This window comes from Nonomuraea montanisoli (assembly GCF_013363975.1).
GTDB classification, from domain to species: domain Bacteria; phylum Actinomycetota; class Actinomycetes; order Streptosporangiales; family Streptosporangiaceae; genus Nonomuraea; species Nonomuraea montanisoli.
This window is the reverse complement of record NZ_JABWGN010000004.1, coordinates 458,692-477,762: the sequence shown is the minus strand read 5'-3', so window position 1 is coordinate 477,762 and position 19,071 is coordinate 458,692. Positions and strand designations below refer to the sequence as shown.

22 protein-coding genes and 1 pseudogene are annotated in these 19,071 nt (G+C 73.4%); 11 read left to right on the top strand and 12 right to left on the bottom strand.

From position 1 onward, the window contains the following. Positions 1 to 10: 10 nt before the first annotated feature. Entirely contained in the window at positions 11 to 622 is a 612-nt protein-coding gene (locus tag HTZ77_RS11995) for a LysE family translocator (protein WP_175589576.1), read from the bottom strand. 29 nt (positions 623 to 651) lie between these two features. Between HTZ77_RS11995 and mobA the strand changes: the two are divergent. The 3 genes and pseudogenes from mobA to HTZ77_RS11980 form a co-directional block, all read left to right on the top strand. Further along, positions 652 to 1,167, top strand: a pseudogene (gene mobA, locus HTZ77_RS48700) (molybdenum cofactor guanylyltransferase); the annotation flags it as partial. Positions 1,168 to 1,767: 600 nt separating this feature from the next. Beyond that, on the top strand, positions 1,768 to 2,025 hold the full coding sequence (locus HTZ77_RS48695; RefSeq protein WP_175589193.1) for a hypothetical protein: 258 nt from the start codon (positions 1,768 to 1,770) through the stop codon (positions 2,023 to 2,025). A 56-nt stretch (positions 2,026 to 2,081) separates the two neighbouring features. After that, a complete protein-coding gene (locus tag HTZ77_RS11980; RefSeq protein ID WP_175589575.1) occupies positions 2,082 to 2,339 on the top strand; it encodes a DUF6457 domain-containing protein in 258 nt (85 codons plus the stop codon). A 314-nt stretch (positions 2,340 to 2,653) separates the two neighbouring features. Here HTZ77_RS11980 and HTZ77_RS11975 read toward each other — a convergent pair whose 3' ends face one another. Next, a complete protein-coding gene (locus HTZ77_RS11975) occupies positions 2,654 to 2,968 on the bottom strand; it encodes a DUF3099 domain-containing protein (RefSeq protein ID WP_175589574.1) in 315 nt (104 codons plus the stop codon). Between the two features lie 99 nt (positions 2,969 to 3,067). Between HTZ77_RS11975 and HTZ77_RS11970 the strand changes: the two genes are divergently transcribed. Beyond that, positions 3,068 to 3,280: a dodecin gene (locus tag HTZ77_RS11970; protein ID WP_175589573.1), complete on the top strand. Its 213-nt coding sequence runs from the start codon at positions 3,068 to 3,070 to the stop codon at positions 3,278 to 3,280. 154 nt (positions 3,281 to 3,434) lie between these two features. On the opposite strand, the gene HTZ77_RS11965 is transcribed toward HTZ77_RS11970, so the two are convergent. After that, positions 3,435 to 4,790, bottom strand: a complete 1,356-nt coding sequence (locus HTZ77_RS11965) for a metallopeptidase TldD-related protein (protein WP_175589716.1) — start codon at positions 4,788 to 4,790, stop codon at positions 3,435 to 3,437. A gap of 32 nt (positions 4,791 to 4,822) precedes the next feature. Further along, entirely contained in the window at positions 4,823 to 6,319 is a 1,497-nt protein-coding gene (locus tag HTZ77_RS11960) for a TldD/PmbA family protein (RefSeq protein ID WP_175589572.1), read from the bottom strand. Positions 6,320 to 6,396: 77 nt separating this feature from the next. On the opposite strand from HTZ77_RS11960, the gene fabG reads away from it, so the two are divergent. Both fabG and fabI read left to right on the top strand, forming a co-directional pair. Further along, the gene (gene fabG / locus HTZ77_RS11955; RefSeq protein WP_175589571.1) at positions 6,397 to 7,092 is read left to right on the top strand and encodes a 3-oxoacyl-ACP reductase FabG; all 696 of its coding nucleotides are present in this window, start codon (positions 6,397 to 6,399) and stop codon (positions 7,090 to 7,092) included. A 1-nt stretch (position 7,093) separates the two neighbouring features. Then, positions 7,094 to 7,858, top strand: coding sequence for an enoyl-ACP reductase FabI (gene fabI / locus HTZ77_RS11950; RefSeq protein ID WP_175589570.1), 765 nt, complete (start codon positions 7,094 to 7,096; stop codon positions 7,856 to 7,858). 84 nt (positions 7,859 to 7,942) lie between these two features. Here the strand turns inward: fabI and HTZ77_RS11945 are convergent, their stop codons facing one another. Both HTZ77_RS11945 and HTZ77_RS11940 read right to left on the bottom strand, forming a co-directional pair. Then, on the bottom strand, positions 7,943 to 8,845 hold the full coding sequence (locus tag HTZ77_RS11945; RefSeq protein WP_175589569.1) for a hypothetical protein: 903 nt from the start codon (positions 8,843 to 8,845) through the stop codon (positions 7,943 to 7,945). Positions 8,846 to 9,027: 182 nt separating this feature from the next. Continuing rightward, the gene (locus tag HTZ77_RS11940) at positions 9,028 to 9,975 is read right to left on the bottom strand and encodes an aldo/keto reductase (RefSeq protein WP_175589568.1); all 948 of its coding nucleotides are present in this window, start codon (positions 9,973 to 9,975) and stop codon (positions 9,028 to 9,030) included. A 64-nt stretch (positions 9,976 to 10,039) separates the two neighbouring features. On the opposite strand from HTZ77_RS11940, the gene HTZ77_RS11935 reads away from it, so the two are divergent. Genes HTZ77_RS11935 through mshC form a run of 5 tightly spaced genes read left to right on the top strand, consistent with a single transcriptional unit; the run spans position 10,040 to position 14,017 of the window. Beyond that, positions 10,040 to 10,726, top strand: coding sequence for a histidine phosphatase family protein (locus HTZ77_RS11935; RefSeq protein ID WP_175589567.1), 687 nt, complete (start codon positions 10,040 to 10,042; stop codon positions 10,724 to 10,726). Between the two features lie 9 nt (positions 10,727 to 10,735). Further along, positions 10,736 to 11,284: a DUF3090 domain-containing protein gene (locus tag HTZ77_RS11930; protein WP_175589566.1), complete on the top strand. Its 549-nt coding sequence runs from the start codon at positions 10,736 to 10,738 to the stop codon at positions 11,282 to 11,284. Then, the gene (locus tag HTZ77_RS11925) at positions 11,281 to 12,045 is read left to right on the top strand and encodes an SCO1664 family protein (RefSeq protein WP_175589565.1); all 765 of its coding nucleotides are present in this window, start codon (positions 11,281 to 11,283) and stop codon (positions 12,043 to 12,045) included. Before HTZ77_RS11930 ends, HTZ77_RS11925 begins: the two co-directional genes overlap by 4 nt. Positions 12,046 to 12,084: 39 nt before the next feature. Next, positions 12,085 to 12,783, top strand: coding sequence for an NRDE family protein (locus HTZ77_RS11920; protein ID WP_175589564.1), 699 nt, complete (start codon positions 12,085 to 12,087; stop codon positions 12,781 to 12,783). 10 nt (positions 12,784 to 12,793) lie between these two features. Continuing rightward, the gene (gene mshC, locus HTZ77_RS11915; protein ID WP_175589563.1) at positions 12,794 to 14,017 is read left to right on the top strand and encodes a cysteine--1-D-myo-inosityl 2-amino-2-deoxy-alpha-D-glucopyranoside ligase; all 1,224 of its coding nucleotides are present in this window, start codon (positions 12,794 to 12,796) and stop codon (positions 14,015 to 14,017) included. 42 nt (positions 14,018 to 14,059) lie between these two features. Here mshC and HTZ77_RS11910 read toward each other — a convergent pair whose 3' ends face one another. The 6 genes from HTZ77_RS11910 to HTZ77_RS11885 are packed head-to-tail and all read right to left on the bottom strand — an operon-like array spanning position 14,060 to position 19,070. Beyond that, positions 14,060 to 14,599, bottom strand: coding sequence for a cysteine hydrolase family protein (locus HTZ77_RS11910; RefSeq protein ID WP_175589562.1), 540 nt, complete (start codon positions 14,597 to 14,599; stop codon positions 14,060 to 14,062). 30 nt (positions 14,600 to 14,629) lie between these two features. Beyond that, on the bottom strand, positions 14,630 to 15,592 hold the full coding sequence (locus HTZ77_RS11905) for a UDP-glucuronic acid decarboxylase family protein (RefSeq protein WP_175589561.1): 963 nt from the start codon (positions 15,590 to 15,592) through the stop codon (positions 14,630 to 14,632). Further along, positions 15,589 to 16,473: a glycosyltransferase family 9 protein gene (locus HTZ77_RS11900; RefSeq protein ID WP_175589560.1), complete on the bottom strand. Its 885-nt coding sequence runs from the start codon at positions 16,471 to 16,473 to the stop codon at positions 15,589 to 15,591. The genes HTZ77_RS11905 and HTZ77_RS11900 overlap by 4 nt, the downstream gene beginning before the upstream one ends. Continuing rightward, complete coding sequence (locus tag HTZ77_RS11895; protein ID WP_175589559.1) at positions 16,464 to 17,138, bottom strand: SDR family oxidoreductase; 675 nt, start codon at positions 17,136 to 17,138, stop codon at positions 16,464 to 16,466. The genes HTZ77_RS11900 and HTZ77_RS11895 overlap by 10 nt, the downstream gene beginning before the upstream one ends. Before the next feature lie 52 nt (positions 17,139 to 17,190). Beyond that, positions 17,191 to 18,525: a D-glycero-beta-D-manno-heptose 1-phosphate adenylyltransferase gene (gene rfaE2, locus HTZ77_RS11890; RefSeq protein WP_175589558.1), complete on the bottom strand. Its 1,335-nt coding sequence runs from the start codon at positions 18,523 to 18,525 to the stop codon at positions 17,191 to 17,193. Continuing rightward, positions 18,522 to 19,070 carry a D-sedoheptulose-7-phosphate isomerase gene (locus HTZ77_RS11885; RefSeq protein ID WP_175589557.1) on the bottom strand — a complete coding sequence of 183 codons (549 nt, stop codon included), beginning with the start codon at positions 19,068 to 19,070 and terminating at the stop codon, positions 18,522 to 18,524. Before HTZ77_RS11885 ends, rfaE2 begins: the two co-directional genes overlap by 4 nt. Position 19,071: the final 1 nt, after the last annotated feature.

Below are 19,071 nucleotides of genomic sequence, written 5' to 3'. Positions count from 1 at the left end.
CCGCCGGGGCTCAGTTCTCGGTGAGGGCCAGCTTCACGCCGAGCGCCACGAACGCCCCGGCGAAGACGCGCCGCATCCACGTCATCACCGCGGGGCGCGAGACGACCTGACCCCGGATGGCCGCCGCGAACCACCCGTAGCCGCAGAACGCCACGAACGTCACCAGCATGAACACCCCGCTCAGCTCCAGCATGCGGACGAGCGCGGCCGGCTCCTCCGTGCTCACGAACTGCGGCAGGAACGCGAAGAAGAAGATCGACAGCTTGGGGTTGAGCAGGTTGACCAGCATGCCGGAGGCGATGACCCGGCCGGCCGGTCGCGGGGCGGTCTCCGGCTCCACGCTGAGCGCCCCGCGTTCGCGCAGCGTCATGACGGCCATGAACAGCAGGTAGGCCACGCCCAGGTACTTCAGCGCCTGGAAGGCGAGCGCGCTGGCGTGCAGGAGGGCGGCCAGGCCGGTGACCGCCGCGGCCATGTGCGGCACGATGCCGAGGGTGCAGCCCAGCGCCGCGACCATGCCGGCCCGCCCGCCGCGGGCCAGGCCGGCGGCCATCGTGTAGAGCACGCCGGTGCCGGGCGTGACGACGATGACCAGGGTGGTGAGAAGGAACTCGGTGCTCATCGCGCCATCGGACCACTGACGCCCCTTCTATGTCAATTTGTGTTGGCAATAGAAGGGGCGCTGCTGCTCGCGGCGGTCATGCAGCCGCCGCACCGGAGCCGTGGGGCGCGGCGCGGGCCGGTGGTGCTCGCCGGGGGCCGCGGTGGAGGGTTGTCGCGCGGGAGGGGCGCGGGTGTGCGTACGGTGAGGGCATGAGTGCTGGGTACGACGCGGTGGTGCTGGCCGGGGGAGAGGCGCGGCGGCTCGGCGGGGCGGACAAGCCGGGGCTCGTCGTGGGCGGGCGGACGCTGCTGGAGTGGGTCGCCGGCGCCGTCTCGGGGGCCGGGCGCGTGGTGGTGGTCGGGCCCGTCCGCGACCTGCCGGGAGTGGTCTTCACCCGGGAGGACCCTCCGGGAGGGGGGCCGGTGCCCGCACTGCGCGCGGGGCTGCGCGAGGTCACGGCGCCGAGGGTCGTCCTGCTGGCGGCCGATCTCCCCTTCCTGGCCCCGTCCCACATCGCCGCCCTCCTCGCCGCCCTGCCGCCGCCTCGGACCGCCCCGACCGCCCCGACCGCCCCGACCGCCCCGACCGCCCCGACCGCCCCGACCGCCCCGCCTCCGCCGTCGCCTCCGTCTCCCGACCCTCGACTGTCGGCAGCCCCGCAGTCGCCTCTGTCGCCTGAGGTGCACCTCGCCCCTGAGACGCTGCTCGCCTCTGTGTCTCCCCCGGCCACTGCGTCTTCTACGGCCCGCGTGCCTCCTTCAACCGGTGTGTCACTTGCGCCCTCTGGGGAGCTCACCGCGCCTGAGAGGAGCGCCGAGCGGAACGTGCCCGCCGTGCCTGGCGCGGGTGCCGCGCTTGAGAGGGGCGCCGAGGCGAGCGCGCGAGGCGGCGTCGCGCCGGACGCGCCCGCCGCGCCTGACGGGGGCGCCGCGCCTGACGGCGGCGCCGAGTCTGACGGCGGTGCCGCGCCTGACGCGCCCGCTCCCGGCTCGCGGCGCGATGTCCGCACCGGCTCAGGAGCGCTCCCAGGCGGGCCTGGAACCCCGGAAAGGGTCACCCCCGCACAAGGGGCCGCCCCGCCCGCGTCAGGCGATCACAGGGCGGCTCCGGGCCGGGAGGAAGGCGATCCGGACGTCCCCGCGGGCGCGCGCCGCGCCGGAGTGGTGGCCGTCGACGGCGACGGGCGCGAGCAGTGGCTGCTGGGCGTCTGGGACACCGCGGCGCTGCGGGAGGCCCTCGGCCGGTACGGCGGGCGGTCCCTGCGCGGCCTGCTGGCCCCCCTCGTCGCCGCGCGCGTCACGTTGCCGGGGCGCCCCTGGTTCGACTGCGACACAATGGACGACCTGTACGAAGCCCGCCTCGGTGACACGACCCGTGTCCCCTTCCCGACGACAGGAGGAGGCGCGCCGCCCGGCCCGTGACGGCACCGGAGCGTCCCGACGCGCCGTCCCGGGACGGAAGGCCGCGCCGCGCACCCATGAACGTGCTGAACGAGTGGACCGCGCTGGCCTGCAAGGAGCTCGGCGTCGACCCGGCCCGCGTCGACCGCGACCTGATCCTGGAACTCACCAAGGAGGTGGCGCACGGCGTGGCCCGGCCGGCGGCGCCGCTGACCGCCTACCTGCTCGGGCTCGCCCAGGGCGCCGGCACCGCGCCCGAGGACGCCGTCGCGCGCCTCACCGCCCTCGCCCGCGACTGGGGGCGGGCCACGGCCCAGACGCTGACGGACGACTGACACTCCGACGAACTCTTCTTGTCAAGCGCTGCGCGAACCTGAAAGTTTCCTGGCAATTATGGACGGTTCGAAGCGAAAACGATTTCGGGAAAGGGGCCCTATCACACGATCGGCGCCAGCGCTGGATTGATCATCTACGGCGCGGGATTTCCCAGAAAAGGGCGACGCCGGGTGGTTACGGGGGCAAACCACCCGGCGTCGCTTCATCGGCGTTCCGACGGGGGCCCGGAACGCCGGCATCAGCACTCCGACGGGGGACCGGAGTGCTTGGCTAAAGCGTACACCTACAACCCATGGGATGCGTCAAGACTTAGTCACGACCCGATCTCGCGTCGGTGCCTTGGTATCTCGCTTTGGTTAGCTTCCGGTGTCTGAAAGGTGGGAGGAGGGACATCCATCCCCCTCTCATTGGCCCCGATTACGGCTATGTATGGCAAAAAGACTGCGCCCGCGATGAACAGCAGCCGGTACGGCCACGGCACGGGCACCACCACGGCCAGGATCAGGCAGATCGTGCGGATCCCCATCTTGATCAGGTAGCTCACCTCGCGGCGCTGGATGTCCGCGGTCAGCGAGGGTCTGGCGTCCGTCACCTGATGGACGTCGTGCTTCTTACGCCAGCGCTTCATATCTCCCACCGTAGACCTCGGAGGAGCGCCGGGCGACGGCCGCCCGGCCCAGGACGGCCGGTCATGCGATCATGGCTTTCGAGTAAGGAGGATGTGGAGATGACGGATCGAACGTACCGGGTGACCGAGATAGTCGGGACCTCGGCCGAGAGCGTTGACCAGGCCATCCGCAACGGCATCCGGCGCGCCTCGCAGACGCTGCGGCACCTCGACTGGTTCGAGGTGACGGAGGTGCGGGGGCACATCGAAGGGGGAGAGGTCGCCCACTACCAGGTGGGCATGAAGGTGGGCTTCCGCCTGGAGGACGCCTGAAGCCCGGCGTCTGAAGCCCGGCGCCTGAAGCCCGGCGCCTGACACCGAACATCCGACGCCCGACGCCCGACACCCGATGTCCGCCGGGACGGCCGGTGGCCCGCGAGGGGCTCACCCGGCTGGCCGGCGGCACGGTGACGTCAGCCGGCGAGGATCAGCTCGCCTGGCTCACCGTCGACATGTTGAAGTCGGGCACCCGCACGGCCGGCATGACCGCCCGGGTCCAGTAGTCGTTCCACTCCCGGGGCAGCGTCGGCACGCTCGCGCCCACCTCCGACAGGCGGCCGAGCAGGTCGACCGGGCTCTCGTTGAACCGGAAGTTGTTGACCTCGCCCACGACCTCGCCGTTCTCGACGAGGTAGACGCCGTCCCGGGTCAGCCCCGTCACCAGCAGCGTCTGCGGATCGACCTCGCGGATGTACCACAGGCAGGTCAGCAGCAGCCCCCGCTCCGTGGAGGCGATCATCTCGTCCAGGGACGCGCCGCCCTCGCGGCACGTCATGAGCAGGTTGTCGACGGGCGGGGTCACCGGCATGCCGCTGAGCTCGGAGGAGTAGCGGGTCTGCTGCAGCGCCTCCAGCCGCCCGTCCTTCACCCACGCCGTCGGCTCCAGCGGCAGGCCGTTGTCGAACACCGACGAGTCCCGGCTGGAGGAGTGCGCCACGACGAACGGCGCGCACTCCAGCCCGGGCGCCGACGGGTCGCCGGCCAGCGTGATCGGCAGCTCGGCCAGCCGCTCGCCCACCCGGGTGCCGCCGCCGGGCTTGGAGAACACCGAGCGGCCGTCGAGCGCGTCCCTGACGCCCGCCGACCAGTACAGGTAGATCATCAGGTCGGAGACCGCGCTCGGCGGCAGGATCGTCTCGTAGCGGCCGGCCGGCAGGTCGATCCGGTTCTTGGCCCATTCGAGCCGCCGGGCCAGCGACGAGTCGAGGCCCGTCACGTCCACGTCGGAGAAGTCGCGCGTGGCCACGCCGGTCCACGCCGACCGCTTCAGGTCGGCCGACTTGGCGTTGAGCTCCAGCCGCCCGGACGGCTGGTCGTGGCGCAGCCGCAGGCCCGCCGACGTGCCGAGGAACGTCGTCGTCCGGGTGTGCTCGGCGAAGCCGTACAGCTTCCTGCCGCCCGACTCGGCGGCGGCGAACGCCTCGCCCAGCGCGGGCGCGAAGTCCTCGAAGACGCCGATGTCCGTCGGCGTCACCGGGTCGCCCCAGGACGGGCTGGCCGGCACGCCCTCGACGAGCGGCCGGGCGTCCTCGGCCGGCTGCGCCTCGCGCGCCGCCCGGTCGGCCGCCTCCACCACGTCGGCGAGCTGGTCGGGGCGTACGGCGGCGCGCGACACGACGCCGACGCCCTCACCCACGACGGAGATGACGGTCAGCCGCGAGGAGCGGGCGACGCCGTTGGTGGTCAGGGTGTTGCCCGCGAAGCGGAGGTTGGCGGTGGAGCCCTCGTCGGCGAGCACGACGCAGCCGTCGCCCCGCGACAGCTCCAGTGCCCGCTCCACCATCTCCTGCGGCGAACCGCCGGTGATGTGCTCGCTCACTTCTTCCCACCCTCCTGCACGGTGTTGAGGATCCGGACGCCCCGGAACAGCGCCGAGGGGCACCCGTGGCTGACCGGGGCGACCTGCCCCGGCTGGCCCTTGCCGCAGTTGAAGGCGCCGCCGAGCACGTACGTCTGCGGCCCGCCGACCGCCTCCATCGACCGCCAGAAGTCGGTCGTGGTCGCCTGGTAGGCGAAGTCGCGCACCTGGCCGGCCAGCCGGCCGTCGCTGATCAGGTACGCCCGCTGGCCGGTGAACTGGAAGTTGTAGCGCTGCATGTCGATGGACCAGCTCTTGTCGCCGACGATGTAGAGGCCGCGCCGCACGCCCGAGATCAGCTCCTCGGTGGAGGGGCCGCCGGGCGCCGGGGCGAGCGAGACGTTGGCCATGCGCTGGATCGGCATGTGGCCGGGCGAGTCGGCGAACGCGCAGCCGTTGGAGCGGCCGAAGCCCTTCATCAGCGCCATGCGCCGGTCGAGCTGGTAGCCGACCAGGACGCCGTCGCGCACGATGTCGAACGACTGCCCCTCGACGCCCTCGTCGTCGTAGCCGATCGTGGCCAGGCCGTGCTCGACCGTGCGGTCACCGGTCACGTTCATGATCGGCGATCCGTATGTCAGCTCGCCGAGCTTGTCGAACGTGGCGAAGCTGGTGCCCGCGTAGGCCGCCTCGTAGCCGAGCGCCCGGTCCAGCTCCGTGGCGTGGCCGATCGACTCGTGGATGGTCAGCCACAGATTGGACGGGTCGATCACCAGGTCGTACTCGCCCGGCTCGACCGAGGGCGCGGCCAGCTTCTCGGCCAGCAGCTCGGGGATGCGGGCCAGCTCGGCCGCCCAGTCCCAGCCGGTGCCGGTCATGTACTCGTAGCCGCGGCCCGCCGGCGGGGCGATCGTCGACATGTCGTCGAAGCCGCCGTCGGAGGCCTTCATCGCGTTGAGGTTCGGATGGATGCGCACGCGCTGCTGGGTGGTGACCGTGCCCGCCGTGTCGGCGTAGAACTTCTGCTCCTTGACCTGGTACAGCCGGGCCGAGACGTGGTCGGCGCCCTTCAGCAGCCCGGCCGACCACTCGGCCAGCAGCGCGACCTTGTCGGCCGACGGCACCGTGAACGGGTCGATCTCGTAGGAGGAGACCCAGGTGACGTCGCGGTGCGCGGGCTCGGGGGCCAGCTCGATCGGCTCGCGGTTGATCGGGGCGCTCACCTCGGCCACGCGCACCGCCTGCTCGGCCACCGCCGCGGCAGCCTCCGGGGTGAGGAGGATGCCGGAGGCGAAGCCCCACGTGCCGCCCTTGACCACGCGCACGGCGTAGCCCAGGTCGTCGGCGTCCATCGCGCCCTCGAGCCGGGTGTCGTAGAGGCTCAGCATCTCGGCCCTGACGCGTTCGAGCCGGAAGTCGGCGTGCTCGGCACCCAGGTCACGGGCGCGTTGCAGGGCGGCGTCCGCGAGCTGCCGCAGCGGCAGCTCCAGGAAATCGGGGTCCATCTGGCGCATGTCCACGATCCTAACCCTGTGATCTTGTCTGGCCCGGACAAGCGGATACCCGCCGGTAGGGGATAGCGTCAGGTCTCATGGCACGCTCTGTACTCGTCACCGGGGGCAATCGCGGCATCGGCCTCGCGATCGCCCGTGAACTAGCCGCGGCCGGCGACGCCGTCGCGGTCACCTACCGTTCGGGAGAGCCCCCGGAGGGGCTGTTCGGCGTCCGGTGCGACGTGACCAGCATGGACGACGTCGAGGCCGCCTTCGAGAAGGTGGAGGCCGAGCAGGGCCCGGTCGAGGTGCTGGTGGCCAACGCCGGCATCACCAAGGACACCCTGCTGGCGATGATGAAGGAGGACACCTTCACCGACGTCATCGACGCCAACCTCACCGGGGCCTACCGGGTCGCCAAGCGGGCCATCCGGCCGATGATGAAGCTCAAGCGCGGGCGCGTCATCCTCGTCTCCTCGGTCGTCGCCCTGCTCGGCTCCGCCGGCCAGACCAACTACGCCGCCTCCAAGGCCGGCCTCATCGGGTTCGGCCGCTCCATGGCGCGCGAGTACGGCTCGCGCGGCATCACGGTCAACGTGGTCGCACCCGGCTTCGTCCAGACCGACATGACGGCCGGCCTGGACGAGGAGGCCATCATCAAGAACATCCCGCTCGGGCGGCAGGCGTCGCCGGGCGAGGTCGCGCGCGTCGTCCGCTTCCTGGCCGGCGACGACGCCTCCTACATCACCGGGGCCGTGATCCCGGTCGACGGCGGACTCGGAATGGGGCACTGACGTGGGCATTCTCGAAGGCAAGCGGATCCTCGTGACGGGCGTGCTGACCGACGCCTCCATCGCGTTCTCGGTCGCCAAGCTGGCCCAGGAGGAGGGCGCCACCGTGGTGCTCACCGGCTTCGGCCGGCTCAGCCTGGTCGAGCGCATCGCCAAGCGGCTGCCGCAGCCCGCGCCGGTGCTGGAGCTCGACGTGCAGAACACCGAGCACCTCGACACGCTGGCCGCCCGGGTCGGCGAGCACGTCGACGGCCTCGACGGGGTCGTCCACTCCATCGGCTTCGCCCCGCAGACCGCGCTCGGCGGCAACTTCCTCAACACCACGTGGGAGGACGTCTCGACCGCCCTGCACGTGTCCACGTACTCCTTCAAGTCGCTCGCGGTGGCCTGCCTGCCGCTGATGAAGGAGGGCGGCGCGGTCGTGGGCCTCGACTTCGACGCCACCAAGGCGTGGCCGGTCTACGACTGGATGGGCGTGGCCAAGGCCGGCCTGGAGTCCGCCTCCCGCTACCTCGCCCGCGACCTGGGCAAGCAGGGCATCCGGGTCAACCTCGTCGCGGCCGGTCCGCTGCGCACGATGGCGGCCAAGTCGATCCCCGGCTTCAAGGAGTTCGAGGACAGCTGGCCGGAGAAGGCGCCGCTCGGCTGGGACCTGTCCGACACGGTGCCGGCCGCCAAGGCGTGCCTCGCGCTGATGTCCGACTGGTTCCCGGCGACGACGGGCGAGATCGTCCACGTCGACGGCGGGGTCCACGCGATCGGCGCCTGACGCCTCGTCACCCCTTCCACGCCCGGCCCGCTGACCGCAGCGCGGCCGGGCTCGGCTTTTTCCCGGGATCGGCCGGCGGGCGGCTCAGGCGAGGCGGTGGCGGCCGTTGGCGGCCGTCGACGGCTCGAACGGGATCGAGTCGGGCTGGTCCGAGCGGTGCCGCCGCTGCTGCACCACCCGCGTCGCCGCCACCGCCGACAGCAGCAGCATGACCGTCAGCGCCGTTCCCAGCACGTCGGAGGCGGGGGTGCTCGGCCGTACGATCTGCTGGTCGTGCAGCGGCGCCGTCAGGTCGCGCACGAGGGGGTGCGGCCAGAGCAGGTCGATGCGCGGCTCCTCCGGGTCGGCCGCCGGTTCCTCGCTGATCCGCTCCTGCTTGGTGTCCAGGAGGTACGGCTGGCTGTCCGGCTGCGTGGCGGAGCGGGTGGGCCCGGCCGTGGGGGTCGCCGTGGGGTGCTTGTCGTCGTCCTTGCGCTGCCGGGCCGTGCCGGAGCGGGTGGGCAGCCCGGGCTGCGCCGTGCGCCGCTGCGCGGGCGACAGGGCGGTGGCGCTCGGGCCGGGCGTCGGGCCGTCGTCGCGGACGCTCTGGTCGTCGCAGGCCAGCACCGGCAGGCACACGTCGCCCAGCGTCGTGGGCAGCAGCGTGTCCCTGGTGGTCGGCGTGGGGTCCGGGTCGTTCTTCCTGCCCTGGCCGGGCCTGACCGTGGGCACGGCCTCGCCCACCTTGCCGAGCACCTTGCCCGTGGTGTCGTCCACCTTGTCCGTCAGGCCCTTGGCCTTGCCGCCGGTCACGTTGTCGACGGTGCCGGTGACCTTGCCGACCGTGTCGCAGACCGTGCCCGTCACGCCGCCGAGTAAGCCGTCCCCCTTGGGACAGTCGTCGGCCGCGGCCGGTCCGGCGACGGGCACAATGAGGGCCACGGTGACCGCGGTCGCCGCCAGTGCCGTCGCCAGGACGCCGGCCGACCCAGCGGTCCTGCTCCCCATCGATTCGTCCCCTCCCGCATCGCCTTGGATGAAATCTTTACGGACATCGCCGCCGAGACGCAGGTGTTTACCGCCAAAGTTGCGATTCGGTATCGAGTAGTGATACGCGAGCCCGACTCCGGTTCTTTTCGTCCGGTTTTCTGAACGGCCCGCGACTTTCTGAACGGCCCGCGACACCCGTGTCAGTCCGGGGAGGACACGTCGTCCAGGGCCTCGCGGATCTCCCGGGGAAGCACGACCTCCTCGGCCGCCAGGATGCCCGCGAGCTGCCCCCGCGTACGGGCCCCCACGATGGCCGAGGCCACGCCCGGCTGGTCGCGCACCCACGACAGCGCCACCGCCAGCGGCGAGACGCCGAGCCCGTCGGCGGCCGTCATCACCGACTCCACCACCGACCGGCAGCGGTCGTCGAGGTACGGCCGGACGAAGTCGGCGAAGTGCGGCGTGGCGGCCCGCGAGTCGGCCGGGATGCCGGTGCGGTACTTGCCGGTCAGCACCCCCCGCCCGAGCGGCGACCAGGCCAGCACCCCGGCCCCCACGTGCTCGGCGGCCGGCAGCAGCTCCCGCTCCGGCTCGCGCGCCAGCAGGGAGTACTCGGCCTGGGCCGAGACGATCGGCACGCGGCCGGGCACGCAGCGCTGGGCGACGGCCGCGGCGGCGAGCTGCCAGCCGGCGTAGTCGCACACGCCCGCGTAGACGGCCCGGCCGGAGGAGACGATCGCGTCGAGCGCGGCCAGGGTCTCCTCCAGCGGCACCTCGTCGTCATAGGTGTGGAGCTGCCACAGGTCGACGTGGTCGACGCCGAGGCGGGCCAGCGACGCGTCCACGGCGGCCACGAGATGGCGGCGGGAGGCGTCGCGCGGGCGGCGGCCGAGCGGCGTCACCACGGCCTTGGTCGAGATCACCAGCTCGGAGCGGGGCACCTGGTCGCGCAGCAGCCGGCCGAGCAGGCGCTCGGCGTCGCCGCCGGTGTAGACGTCGGCCGTGTCGACGAGCGTGCCCCCCGCGTCCACGAAGGTGCGAAGCTGCGCCGAGGCCTCGTCGGCGTCGGTGTCACGCCCCCAGGTCATCGTGCCGAGCCCCAGCCGGGACACCGACAGGCCGCTTCGGCCGACATAGCGCTGCTGCATGGTCCCGAAAGGGTACCGTCCGGGCCGCGGAAAAGCCGTGATCCACGCCTGCGACACTTGGGTCGTGACCACGCTGCTTCTGGCCCGCCACGGCCTCACCGCCCTCACGGGGCCCGTCCTGGCCGGCCGTACACCGGGAGTTCATCTGAGCGAGGAGGGACGGCGGCAGGCCGGCGCGCTGGCCGGGCGCATCGCCGGCGTGCGGCTGGACGCGGTGGTCTCCAGCCCGCTGGAGCGGTGCGTGGAGACCGCGACGGCCGTCGCCGAGGGGCGCGGCATGGCCGTGAAGACCGACGAGCGGTTCGTGGAGTGCGGCTACGGCGGCTGGACCGGCCGCCCGCTGGAGGAGCTGGCCAAGGAGCCGCTGTGGCGGGTCGTGCAGGCCCATCCGAGCGCGGCGGTCTTCCCCGGCGGTGAGCCGCTGGCGGACGTGCAGCACCGGGCGGTGGCGGCGGTCCGGGAGTGGAACGCGCGCGTGGGGGAGAAGGGTGTCTACCTCGTGTGCAGCCACGGCGACGTGATCAAGGCGATCGTGGCCGATGCGCTGGGCCTTCACCTTGACCAGTTTCAGCGGATAACGGCAGATCCTGCGGCGCTCACAGTGATTCGCTATGCTCCCTTGCGTCCCTTTCTCCTCAGGCTTAACGATATGGGGGAATTGCGGCTCCCCGAGGATTCGGAGGAGAAAGACGGGGGAGAAAACATCACCGGGAGCGATGCCGCCGTCGGCGGCGGACCCGGGACCACGTAAGGTCAGGCTATGCCGGTCTTCGACTACGACCCACCAGAGAGGTTCGTGGCCGGTGCCCTGGGGCAACCGGGCGCCCGAGCCTTCTTTCTGCAGGCCAGAGCCGAGGGCAGACTGACCACGGTCGCGCTGGAGAAGCTGCAGGTCGCCGCGCTCGCGGGCAGGCTCGACGAGTTGCTCGACGAGGTGCTGCGGCGCAGCGGGGGCACCGCTCACGTGCCGGCCCTGGCGCCCGCCGAGCTCACCGACGAAGCCCCTCTCGACGTCCCGCTGGCCGAGGACTTCCGGGTGGGCACCATGGCGCTCGCGTGGGACCCCGAGACCTCGCAGGTGGTGATCGAGGCGCAGGAGATGGTCGACGACGAGGACCTCGACGCGCCCGAGCCCGCCGTGCTGCGGGTCCGCATCAGCGCCGGGGCCGCGCGGGCCTTCACCGCACGGGCCTTGCGCCTCGTCGCCGCGGGCAGGCCACCCTGCCCCCTGTGCGGCCAGCCCCTCGACGCCGAGGGGCACATCTGTGTCCGGCTCAACGGCTACCGCGGGGGTGAGGCGGCTTCATGAGCGCCCCGGAGAGCGAGCCCGCCGTCAGGCACTCGCACACGCCGGTCATGGACGACGAGAGGGCGCTGAAGCTCCTCCGTGACGGCCGCCTGGACGTGGTGGGCCGCCTGGTCGAGGCGACCAACCTGACCCTCTACTGCTCCGTCACGCTCGCCGGGAGCACCGTCGCGTGCGTCTACAAGCCGGTGCGCGGCGAACGGCCGCTGTGGGACTTCCCCGACGGCACGCTGGCGGCGCGCGAGGTGGCGGCCTTCGAGGTGTCCCAGGCGACCGGCTGGCAGATCGTGCCGCCCACCGTCTACCGCGACGGCCCGTTCGGCCCCGGCATGTGCCAGCTCTGGATCGACACCGAGCGCGAGATCGACCTCATGCGGCTGGTGCGCAGCCGCAACCCGGTGGTGCGCCGCATGGCGGTCTTCGACGCGGTGGTCAACAACGCCGACCGCAAGGGCGGCCACCTGCTGCCGCTGCCCACCGGCCACGTGTACGGGGTCGACCACGGCGTCTGCTTCGCCGCCGAGGACAAACTGCGCACCGTGCTGTGGCAGTGGCGCGGCAAGCCCCTGGCGCGCGAGGCCGTCGCCGTGCTCGCCAAGCTGGAGCGCGAGCTGGAGTCGGGCGCGCTCGGGCGCCGGCTGCGCGAGCTGCTGACCCAGGCGGAGGTGGAGGCGACCTGGCAGCGCGTCAGGCGGCTGCTCGACACCGGCGTCCACCCGTCGCCGTCGGAGGACTGGCCTGCCATCCCCTGGCCGCCGATCTAAAGGCATTTACTACGACATAGAGCTACTACGCTGTGCCCCATGTGCACCGTGATCGTGAAGACAGGGTGGCCCCTCACACTCCTGTTCGTGCGCGACGAGTACGCCGACCGGCCCTGGGAGGGGCCGGGGGAGCACTGGCCCGAGCGCTACCCCGGCGTGATCGGCGGCCGTGACCTCAAGGCGGGCGGCACCTGGCTGGCGGTCCACCCGGCCGCCCGCCGCGCCGCCGCCCTGCTCAACGGCTGCGGCTGCACGGCCCCCGAGGACACCCGGGTCTCCCGCGGCGACCTGGCCCTGCGCGCCGCCGCCACCGGCACCCTGCCGGGAGACCCGCTGCCCGCCGGCGCCCCCGCGGAGGCGAGCCTGTCGCGGGCCGACCTCACCGTGTACGACCCCTTCTACCTGCTGCTCGCCGAGCCGCCGGGAGCGCGGCTGGCCGGCTGGGACGGCGAGCGGCTGACCGTCACCCCCGTGCCCGACGGCATCAACATGATCGTCAACGGGGCGGGACTCGACCCCGCCCACCCCCGCGTCGTGGCCAACCTGCCCCGCTTCCGCGCCGGCGACTGGCGCGTCCCCGGCGAGGAGGCGCCCTCCGCCGACCCCGAGTCGCTGCTCGTCCGCCACGAGACGCCCGACGGCAAGGTCCTCACGTCGCTGTCGGCGATGCGGGTCACGCTGGCCCGCGACGACGTGACGTACGACTTCACCGACCTGACCGCCGAGCGGGACAGATAGGCTCAAAGCCATGAGATCGTGGTCCGCCCCGAACATCCCCGAACTGCCCGGTCAGAGCGTCCCTCTGCGGCTCCACGACACGGCGACCGGGCAGGTACGCCCGACCGAGCCGGGTCCCACGGCCCGCATGTACGTGTGCGGCATCACCCCGTACGACGCCACGCACCTCGGGCATGCCAACACGTACCTCGCCTTCGACCTGGTCGGCCGGGTGTGGCGCGACGGCGGCCTTGACGTCCACTACACACAGAACACCACCGACGTGGACGACCCGCTCCTGGAGCGCGCCGAGAAGACCGGCGTCCCCTGGCAGGAGCTGGCCGAGCGGGAGATCGAGCTGTTCCGCACGGACATGGAGGCCCTGCGCATCCTGCCGCCCCGCGAGTACGTCGGCGTCACCGAGGTCGTCGGCCGCGTCGCCGGGCTGATCGAGGCCCTGTCGGCCAAGGGCGTCACCTACGGGCTGGACGGCGACGTCTACTTCAGCTCGGCCGACGCCCCGAAGTTCGGCCAGGTGTCCGGCTACGGCGAGCAGCAGATGCTGGAGCTGTTCGCCGAGCGGGGCGGCGACCCCGAGCGGCCGGGCAAGCGCCACCCCCTCGACTGGCTGCTGTGGCGGGCCGAGCGGCCGGGCGAGCCGGCCTGGGACTCGCCGCTGGGCCGGGGCCGTCCCGGCTGGCACATCGAGTGCACGGCCATCGCGCTCGACCACCTGGGCGCCGGCTACGACGTGGCCGGCGGCGGCTCCGACCTGATCTTCCCGCACCACGAGTGCGGCGCCTCCGAGGGGCACGCGGCGACCGGCGAGTGGCCGTTCGCCAAGTTCTACACCCACGCCGGCATGGTCGCCCTCGACGGCGAGAAGATGTCGAAGTCCAAGGGCAACCTCGTGTTCGTCTCGCGGCTGCGCCAGGAGCGCGACCCGATGGCGATCCGGCTGGTCCTGCTGGCCCACCACTACCGCTCCGACTGGGAGTACACCACGGAGCTGATGGCCGAGGCGGAGCGGCGGCTGGCCCGCTGGCGCGAGGCGGTGGCGCTCCCGTCGGGACCGCCCGCCGGCGACGTGCTGGCGCGGGTGCGCGAGCGGCTGGCCGACGACCTCGACGCGCCGGGCGCGCTGGCCGCGATCGACGCCTGGGCCGACGAGGCGCTGGCCGGCGAGGGCGCCGACACCGGCGCGCCCGGCCTGGTCCGCGACCTGGCCGACGCGCTCCTCGGCGTCGCCCTCTGACGAAGGCCACGGGCGCCGCCCCCTGACCGGGCTCTCCGGCCCCTACGTCAGGAGGCGGCGCGCCGGGACGATCTCGGCCGACATGTTGCGCTCCATCATGCGCAGCGCGGCCCGGCCGAGATCCCCGTGAACCGGCGCCACGCAGTCCGGCGGCACCACCACCCCGAACTCCCGCACGTACGCGTCCAGCGCGCTGTACAGCACGCACTGCTCGGTCACCTGCCCGGTCAGGATCACGGTGCCGATGCCCCTCTGCCGCAGCAGGTGGTCCAGGGGCGTGCCGTAGAAGGCGCTGTGGCGCGCCTTGGTGAGGAACGCCGCGGTGCGCGGCGGCACGACCGGCCGCACCAGGTCGGGCCGGCGTCCCTTCAGCGCCCGCGCCACCAGGTCCTCGCGGGTGGCGGTGAAGTCGCCGTAGTTGTCGTTGACGTAGATCAGCTCCACGTCGTCGCGCCGGTGCGCCCGGCCGGCCAGCTCGGCCAGCCTGGGCACGATCGGCTCCACTCCCTGCACGAGCCGGTCGGCGTCCTCGTGGTCGTACGGGTTCAGCATGTCCAGCACGACCATCGCGATTCCCGGCATCCTCGAAACCACCACCCCCCGACGGCCGGCTCAGGCGCCCAGCCGTTCCAGTCTGCCCTGGCCCGCCAGCTCGGAGGCGAACCAGTCGATGGTCCGGCGCAGGCCCTCCTCGGCGGGCACCGCGGCCCGCCAGCCGAGCCGCTCGGCGGCCAGCGTCGTGTCCGGCCGGCGCACCATCGGGTCGTCGGCCGGCCGCTCGATGAACTCGACGGGCGACGACGACCCCGCCAGCTTCTTGATCAGCGTGGCCAGCTCCAGCATGGTGAGCTCGTCCGGGTTGCCGATGTTCACCGGGCCGGCGAAATCGCTCGCCGCCATGGCCAGGATGCCCGTGACCGTGTCGTCCACGTAGCAGACGGACCGGGTCTGCGTGCCGTCGCCGGTGATCGTGAGCGGCTCGCCCAGCAGCGCCTGCCGGATGAAGGTCGGGATCGCCCGGCCGTCGAAGGGCCGCATGCGCGGGCCGTAGGTGTTGAAGATCCGCACGATGCCGGTGTCGGTGTCGCGCGACTGCCGGTAGGCGGTGGTCAGCGACTCGGCGAAGCGCTTGGCCTCGTCGTACACGCTGCGCGGCCCGACCGGGTTGACGTTGCCCCAGTACGTCTCCTTCTGCGGGTGCTCCAGCGGGTCGCCGTACACCTCGCTGGTGGAGGCGAGCACGAACCGGGCGCCCTTCTCCCGGGCGAGCCCGAGCGCGTGCAGGGTGCCGACGCTGCCCACCCGCAGCGTCTCGATGGGGTAGCGCAGGTAGTCGGCGGGGGAGGCGGCCGAGGCGAAGTGCAGGACGAGGTCCAGCCGGTCGGGAACATGGACGTATCCGGTCAGGTCGCACTCGATGATGCGGAACTCCGGCCGGTCGATCAGGTGCTCGACGTTGCGCGGGCCTCCGGTGAGGAAGCTGTCCATGCAGATGACCTCGGCCCCTTGGCCGAGCAGGCGTTCACACAGGTGCGAGCCGAGAAAACCGGCTCCGCCGGTAACCAGCGCCCTCATGAGGTGACCTCCATCACGGCGTCGAGGACTTCGGAGACATCGATCCGCAGCAGGCCGGGGTCCACCCGGCCGCCGTGGGGGTCGCCGGCCCGCCCGGCCCACAGCGCGACGTGCCGCCAGCCGGGCGGCGGCCCCCACAGCGCGGGCGGCACCGGCCCGAACAGCACCACCGACGGCACGCAGAAGGCGGTCGCCAGATGGCCGACGCCCGTGTCGCCGCAGACCACGAGCCGGGCCCGGCCCACCACGTCGATCAGCCCCGCCAGGTCCGTACGGCCGGCCAGCACCCGCCCGGCGGGCAGCCCGGCCAGCTCCGCGACCCGCGCGGCGATCGGCGCCTCCCCGGCGTCGCCGGTGACCACGACCTCGCCCACGGCCCGCTCCAGGACCGCGGCCACCTGCGCGAACCGCTCGGGCGGCCAGCGCCGGGCCGGGAAGGCGGCGCCCGGATGGACGACCACGGGCCCGGTCCGGTCGGACACGCCCAGCGTCAGGTCCGACGGGTCGGCCTTGACCCCGTACCACTCCAGCATGTCGCACCAGCGCCGCACCTCGTGCACGCCGTCCCGCCAGGGCGGGCCGACCGTGTGGCTGAGCAGCCGCCCCGGCTCGGTGCGGCGCAGCGCGTCGATGCTCTGCGGTCCCTTGCCGTGCAGGTTGACCGCCACATCGGGCCGCTCGAACGGCACGGGCCCGGGGCCGCGCACGTCGATCAGCTCGTCCACCGCCCCGGTCAGCGGCATGAGCGGCTCCAGCGGCGCCGGCGCGGCCACCGTGATCCGGTGGACCGGGAACTCCTGCCGCAGCGCGCGCAGCGCGGGCACGGCCGTGAGCAGGTCGCCCAGGCCGAGCCCGCGCAGCGCGAGAAGCTCTAGGGCCATGACGTCTCCGTCGAGGGGCACACCACCAGTTCCCTGAGCTCGCACCCGGCCGGCTGGCCGAGCGCGAACACGACCGTGCGCGCCACGTCGGCCGGGTCGTTGAGACTGGCGTCGGGGCCCGGCTTGTACTGCTCCGGCCGGCCGTCGAAGAACGCCGTCCGCATGCCGCCGGGCACCAGCAGCGTCACCCCGACCTGCCCGGCCAGCTCGACGGCCAGCGCCCGGGTGAAGCCGACCACGCCGAACTTCGACGCGCAGTAGGCGCTCGCGTCGCTCAGCGGCCGCAGCCCGAGCGTGGACGCGCAGGTGACGACCTTGCCGCGCGACTCCTTCAGGTACGGCAGCGCCGCCCGCACGACCGAGGCGGTGCCGAGCAGGTTGACCATGATCACCCGATCCCAGGCGTCGGCCGGCACGTCCTCCAGGCGCCCGCAGGCGTCCACACCGGCCGCGGTCACCACGGCGTCGAGGCCGCCGGCCCGCTCGGCCAGCTCGCGCACGGCCCGCTCGGCCTCGGCCCGGTCGGCCAGGTCGGCGACCACGTGCTCGACGTCCTGCCCGGGATCTCGCGCGTCGACGACCAGCGGCCGCCAGCCCTCCTTGGCCACGGCCTCGGCGGTCGCCCGCCCGAGGCCGGAGGCGCCTCCGGTGATGAGCACCTTCATGTGATCTCCTTGTCGTCGTGGTCGCGCCTCCCGCGTACCCGCGGGAACGTCGTCAGCGGATCTCCCTGATGAGGTTGGTCGTGGAGCGGCCCGGAAGGCTGCTGAGGACGACGACCTCGCCGCCCAGCCGGTCGAGGACCTCGGCCTCGGGCAGCACGTCGCCCTCGTAGTCGCCGCCCTTGACCCACACGTCCGGCCGGAGCCGCTCGATGGCCGCGGCCGGGGTGTCCTCGTCGAACACCAGCACCGCGTCCACGCAGCCCAGCGCCCGCAGCACCTCGACCCGGTCGCGCACGTCCACGATGGGCCGGGTCGGGCCCTTGAGCCGGCGGACGGAGTCGTCGGAGTTGACGCACACCACCAGCGCGTCGCCGAGCGCCCGCGCCCGCCGCAGCAGGCTGACGTGCCCGGCGTGCAGCAGGTCGAAACAGCCGCCGGTGGCGATGAGCCGCCCGCCGTAGGCACGGGTCAGCTCGGCCACCTCCAGCGCGGTGCGCGGCCGGTCGCCGAGCTCCTGCTGCTGGATGCGGATGGAGGCGGCGCCGCCCCGCTCGACGAAGCGCGAGGCCTCGCCGACGCCGATCGTCACGGCCTCCTCCACGCCGGAGCCGTCGCGCAGCGCGAGCGCGGCGGCGGCGGCCAGCCGGTCGCCCGCGCCGCACACGTCCTGCCCGGGGGCCGACACCGGCGCGGGCACCTGGGTCAGCGCGCAGCCCTGGCGGGCCAGCGCCGCGCCGCGCCCGCCCAGCGTGACGGCCACGGCCCGTGCCCGCAGCGCGCGCATGAGGTGGCGGGCGGCCTGGTCGGGCCCCTCGTACGGGCCGTCGCACATGAGCCTGGCCTCGGCCTCGCTCGGCGTCACCAGCGCGCAGCCGGGCACCGGCTGCTCGCCCTGGGGATGCGGGTCCCACCCCAGCGGCGCGTCTGCCCCGCGCAGCAGGTCGCGCGTCACCCCGGTGACGCCGCGGCCGGAGTCGGACACCAGCACCGCCCCCGCCAGGCGCAGCGCCGCGGCCACCACGTCGTGGGCGGCGTGACGGGCCCGGCCGTCGCCGGAGTCCACGCGCACCAGCGTCTGCCCCCGGGCCCGGATCCGGGTCTTGCGCACGGTGCCGCCGCGCAGCGGCAGCCGCACCAGCTCCACCTCGCCCGCCAGCAGCCCGCACAGGCGGCGGCCGTCCTGGTCGTCGCCGATCGCGGTGACGAGCACCACGTCGGCGCCGTCGCGGGCGGCCAGCAGCGCGGACAGGCCCGCGCCGCCGGGCCGGGCCTGCTCGGCGTCGACGTCCACCACCGGGACGGGCGCGTCCGGGCACAACCGGTCCGCGCGGCCCTCCACGTCCACGTCGAGCAGGGTGTCGCCGATGACGACGAGCGGCCCGCTCACAGCGCCTCCTCGACCGCGTCGCAGAGCAGGTGGATCAGGGCGAGATGCACCTCCTGAACGGTCGCGGTCTCCTCGGCGGGCACCGTGACGGCCTCGTCGCACATGCCGGCCAGCGGGTTGGGCGCGGGCCCGGTCAGCGCCCAGGCGAGCATCCCGCACTCGCGGGCCGCCTTGGCGGCGGCCAGCACGTTCGGGCTGCCGCCGCTGGTGGACAGGCACACGAGCACGTCCCCCCGGCGGCCGTGGGCGCGCACCTGGCGCGCGTACGCCTCCTCGGCGCCGTAGTCGTTCGCGATCGCCGTCAGCGACGAGGTGTCGGCGTGCAGCGGGATCGCCGCGTACGGCGGGCGGTCGGCGCGGTAGCGGCCCACCAGCTCGGCCGTCAGGTGCTGGGCCTCGGCCGCCGATCCGCCGTTGCCGCAGGCCAGCAGCCTGCCGCCGGAGGACAGGAGCCCGGCGAGCGTGCCGCCCCACGCGCGGACGACGGCCGTGTGACCGTCGACGCGCGCCAGAGTCACGCACAGCTTCTCCAGATGCGCGTCCATC

Bases quoted from the DNA above. Each gene is read 5' to 3' on its own strand.
- HTZ77_RS11995 (WP_175589576.1), bottom strand. From the start codon at position 622: ATGAGCACCGAGTTCCTTCTCACCACCCTGGTCATCGTCGTCACGCCC.
- HTZ77_RS11980 (WP_175589575.1), top strand. From the start codon at position 2,082: ATGAACGTGCTGAACGAGTGGACCGCGCTGGCCTGCAAGGAGCTCGGC.
- HTZ77_RS11975 (WP_175589574.1), bottom strand. From the start codon at position 2,968: ATGAAGCGCTGGCGTAAGAAGCACGACGTCCATCAGGTGACGGACGCC.
- HTZ77_RS11970 (WP_175589573.1), top strand. From the start codon at position 3,068: ATGACGGATCGAACGTACCGGGTGACCGAGATAGTCGGGACCTCGGCC.
- HTZ77_RS11965 (WP_175589716.1), bottom strand. From the start codon at position 4,790: ATGGTGGAGCGGGCACTGGAGCTGTCGCGGGGCGACGGCTGCGTCGTG.
- HTZ77_RS11960 (WP_175589572.1), bottom strand. From the start codon at position 6,319: ATGCGCCAGATGGACCCCGATTTCCTGGAGCTGCCGCTGCGGCAGCTC.
- fabG (WP_175589571.1), top strand. From the start codon at position 6,397: ATGGCACGCTCTGTACTCGTCACCGGGGGCAATCGCGGCATCGGCCTC.
- HTZ77_RS11945 (WP_175589569.1), bottom strand. From the start codon at position 8,845: ATGGGGAGCAGGACCGCTGGGTCGGCCGGCGTCCTGGCGACGGCACTG.
- HTZ77_RS11940 (WP_175589568.1), bottom strand. From the start codon at position 9,975: ATGCAGCAGCGCTATGTCGGCCGAAGCGGCCTGTCGGTGTCCCGGCTG.
- HTZ77_RS11930 (WP_175589566.1), top strand. From the start codon at position 10,736: ATGCCGGTCTTCGACTACGACCCACCAGAGAGGTTCGTGGCCGGTGCC.
- HTZ77_RS11925 (WP_175589565.1), top strand. From the start codon at position 11,281: ATGAGCGCCCCGGAGAGCGAGCCCGCCGTCAGGCACTCGCACACGCCG.
- HTZ77_RS11920 (WP_175589564.1), top strand. From the start codon at position 12,085: ATGTGCACCGTGATCGTGAAGACAGGGTGGCCCCTCACACTCCTGTTC.
- mshC (WP_175589563.1), top strand. From the start codon at position 12,794: ATGAGATCGTGGTCCGCCCCGAACATCCCCGAACTGCCCGGTCAGAGC.
- HTZ77_RS11910 (WP_175589562.1), bottom strand. From the start codon at position 14,599: ATGCCGGGAATCGCGATGGTCGTGCTGGACATGCTGAACCCGTACGAC.
- HTZ77_RS11905 (WP_175589561.1), bottom strand. From the start codon at position 15,592: ATGAGGGCGCTGGTTACCGGCGGAGCCGGTTTTCTCGGCTCGCACCTG.
- HTZ77_RS11900 (WP_175589560.1), bottom strand. From the start codon at position 16,473: ATGGCCCTAGAGCTTCTCGCGCTGCGCGGGCTCGGCCTGGGCGACCTG.
- HTZ77_RS11895 (WP_175589559.1), bottom strand. From the start codon at position 17,138: ATGAAGGTGCTCATCACCGGAGGCGCCTCCGGCCTCGGGCGGGCGACC.
- HTZ77_RS11885 (WP_175589557.1), bottom strand. From the start codon at position 19,070: ATGGACGCGCATCTGGAGAAGCTGTGCGTGACTCTGGCGCGCGTCGAC.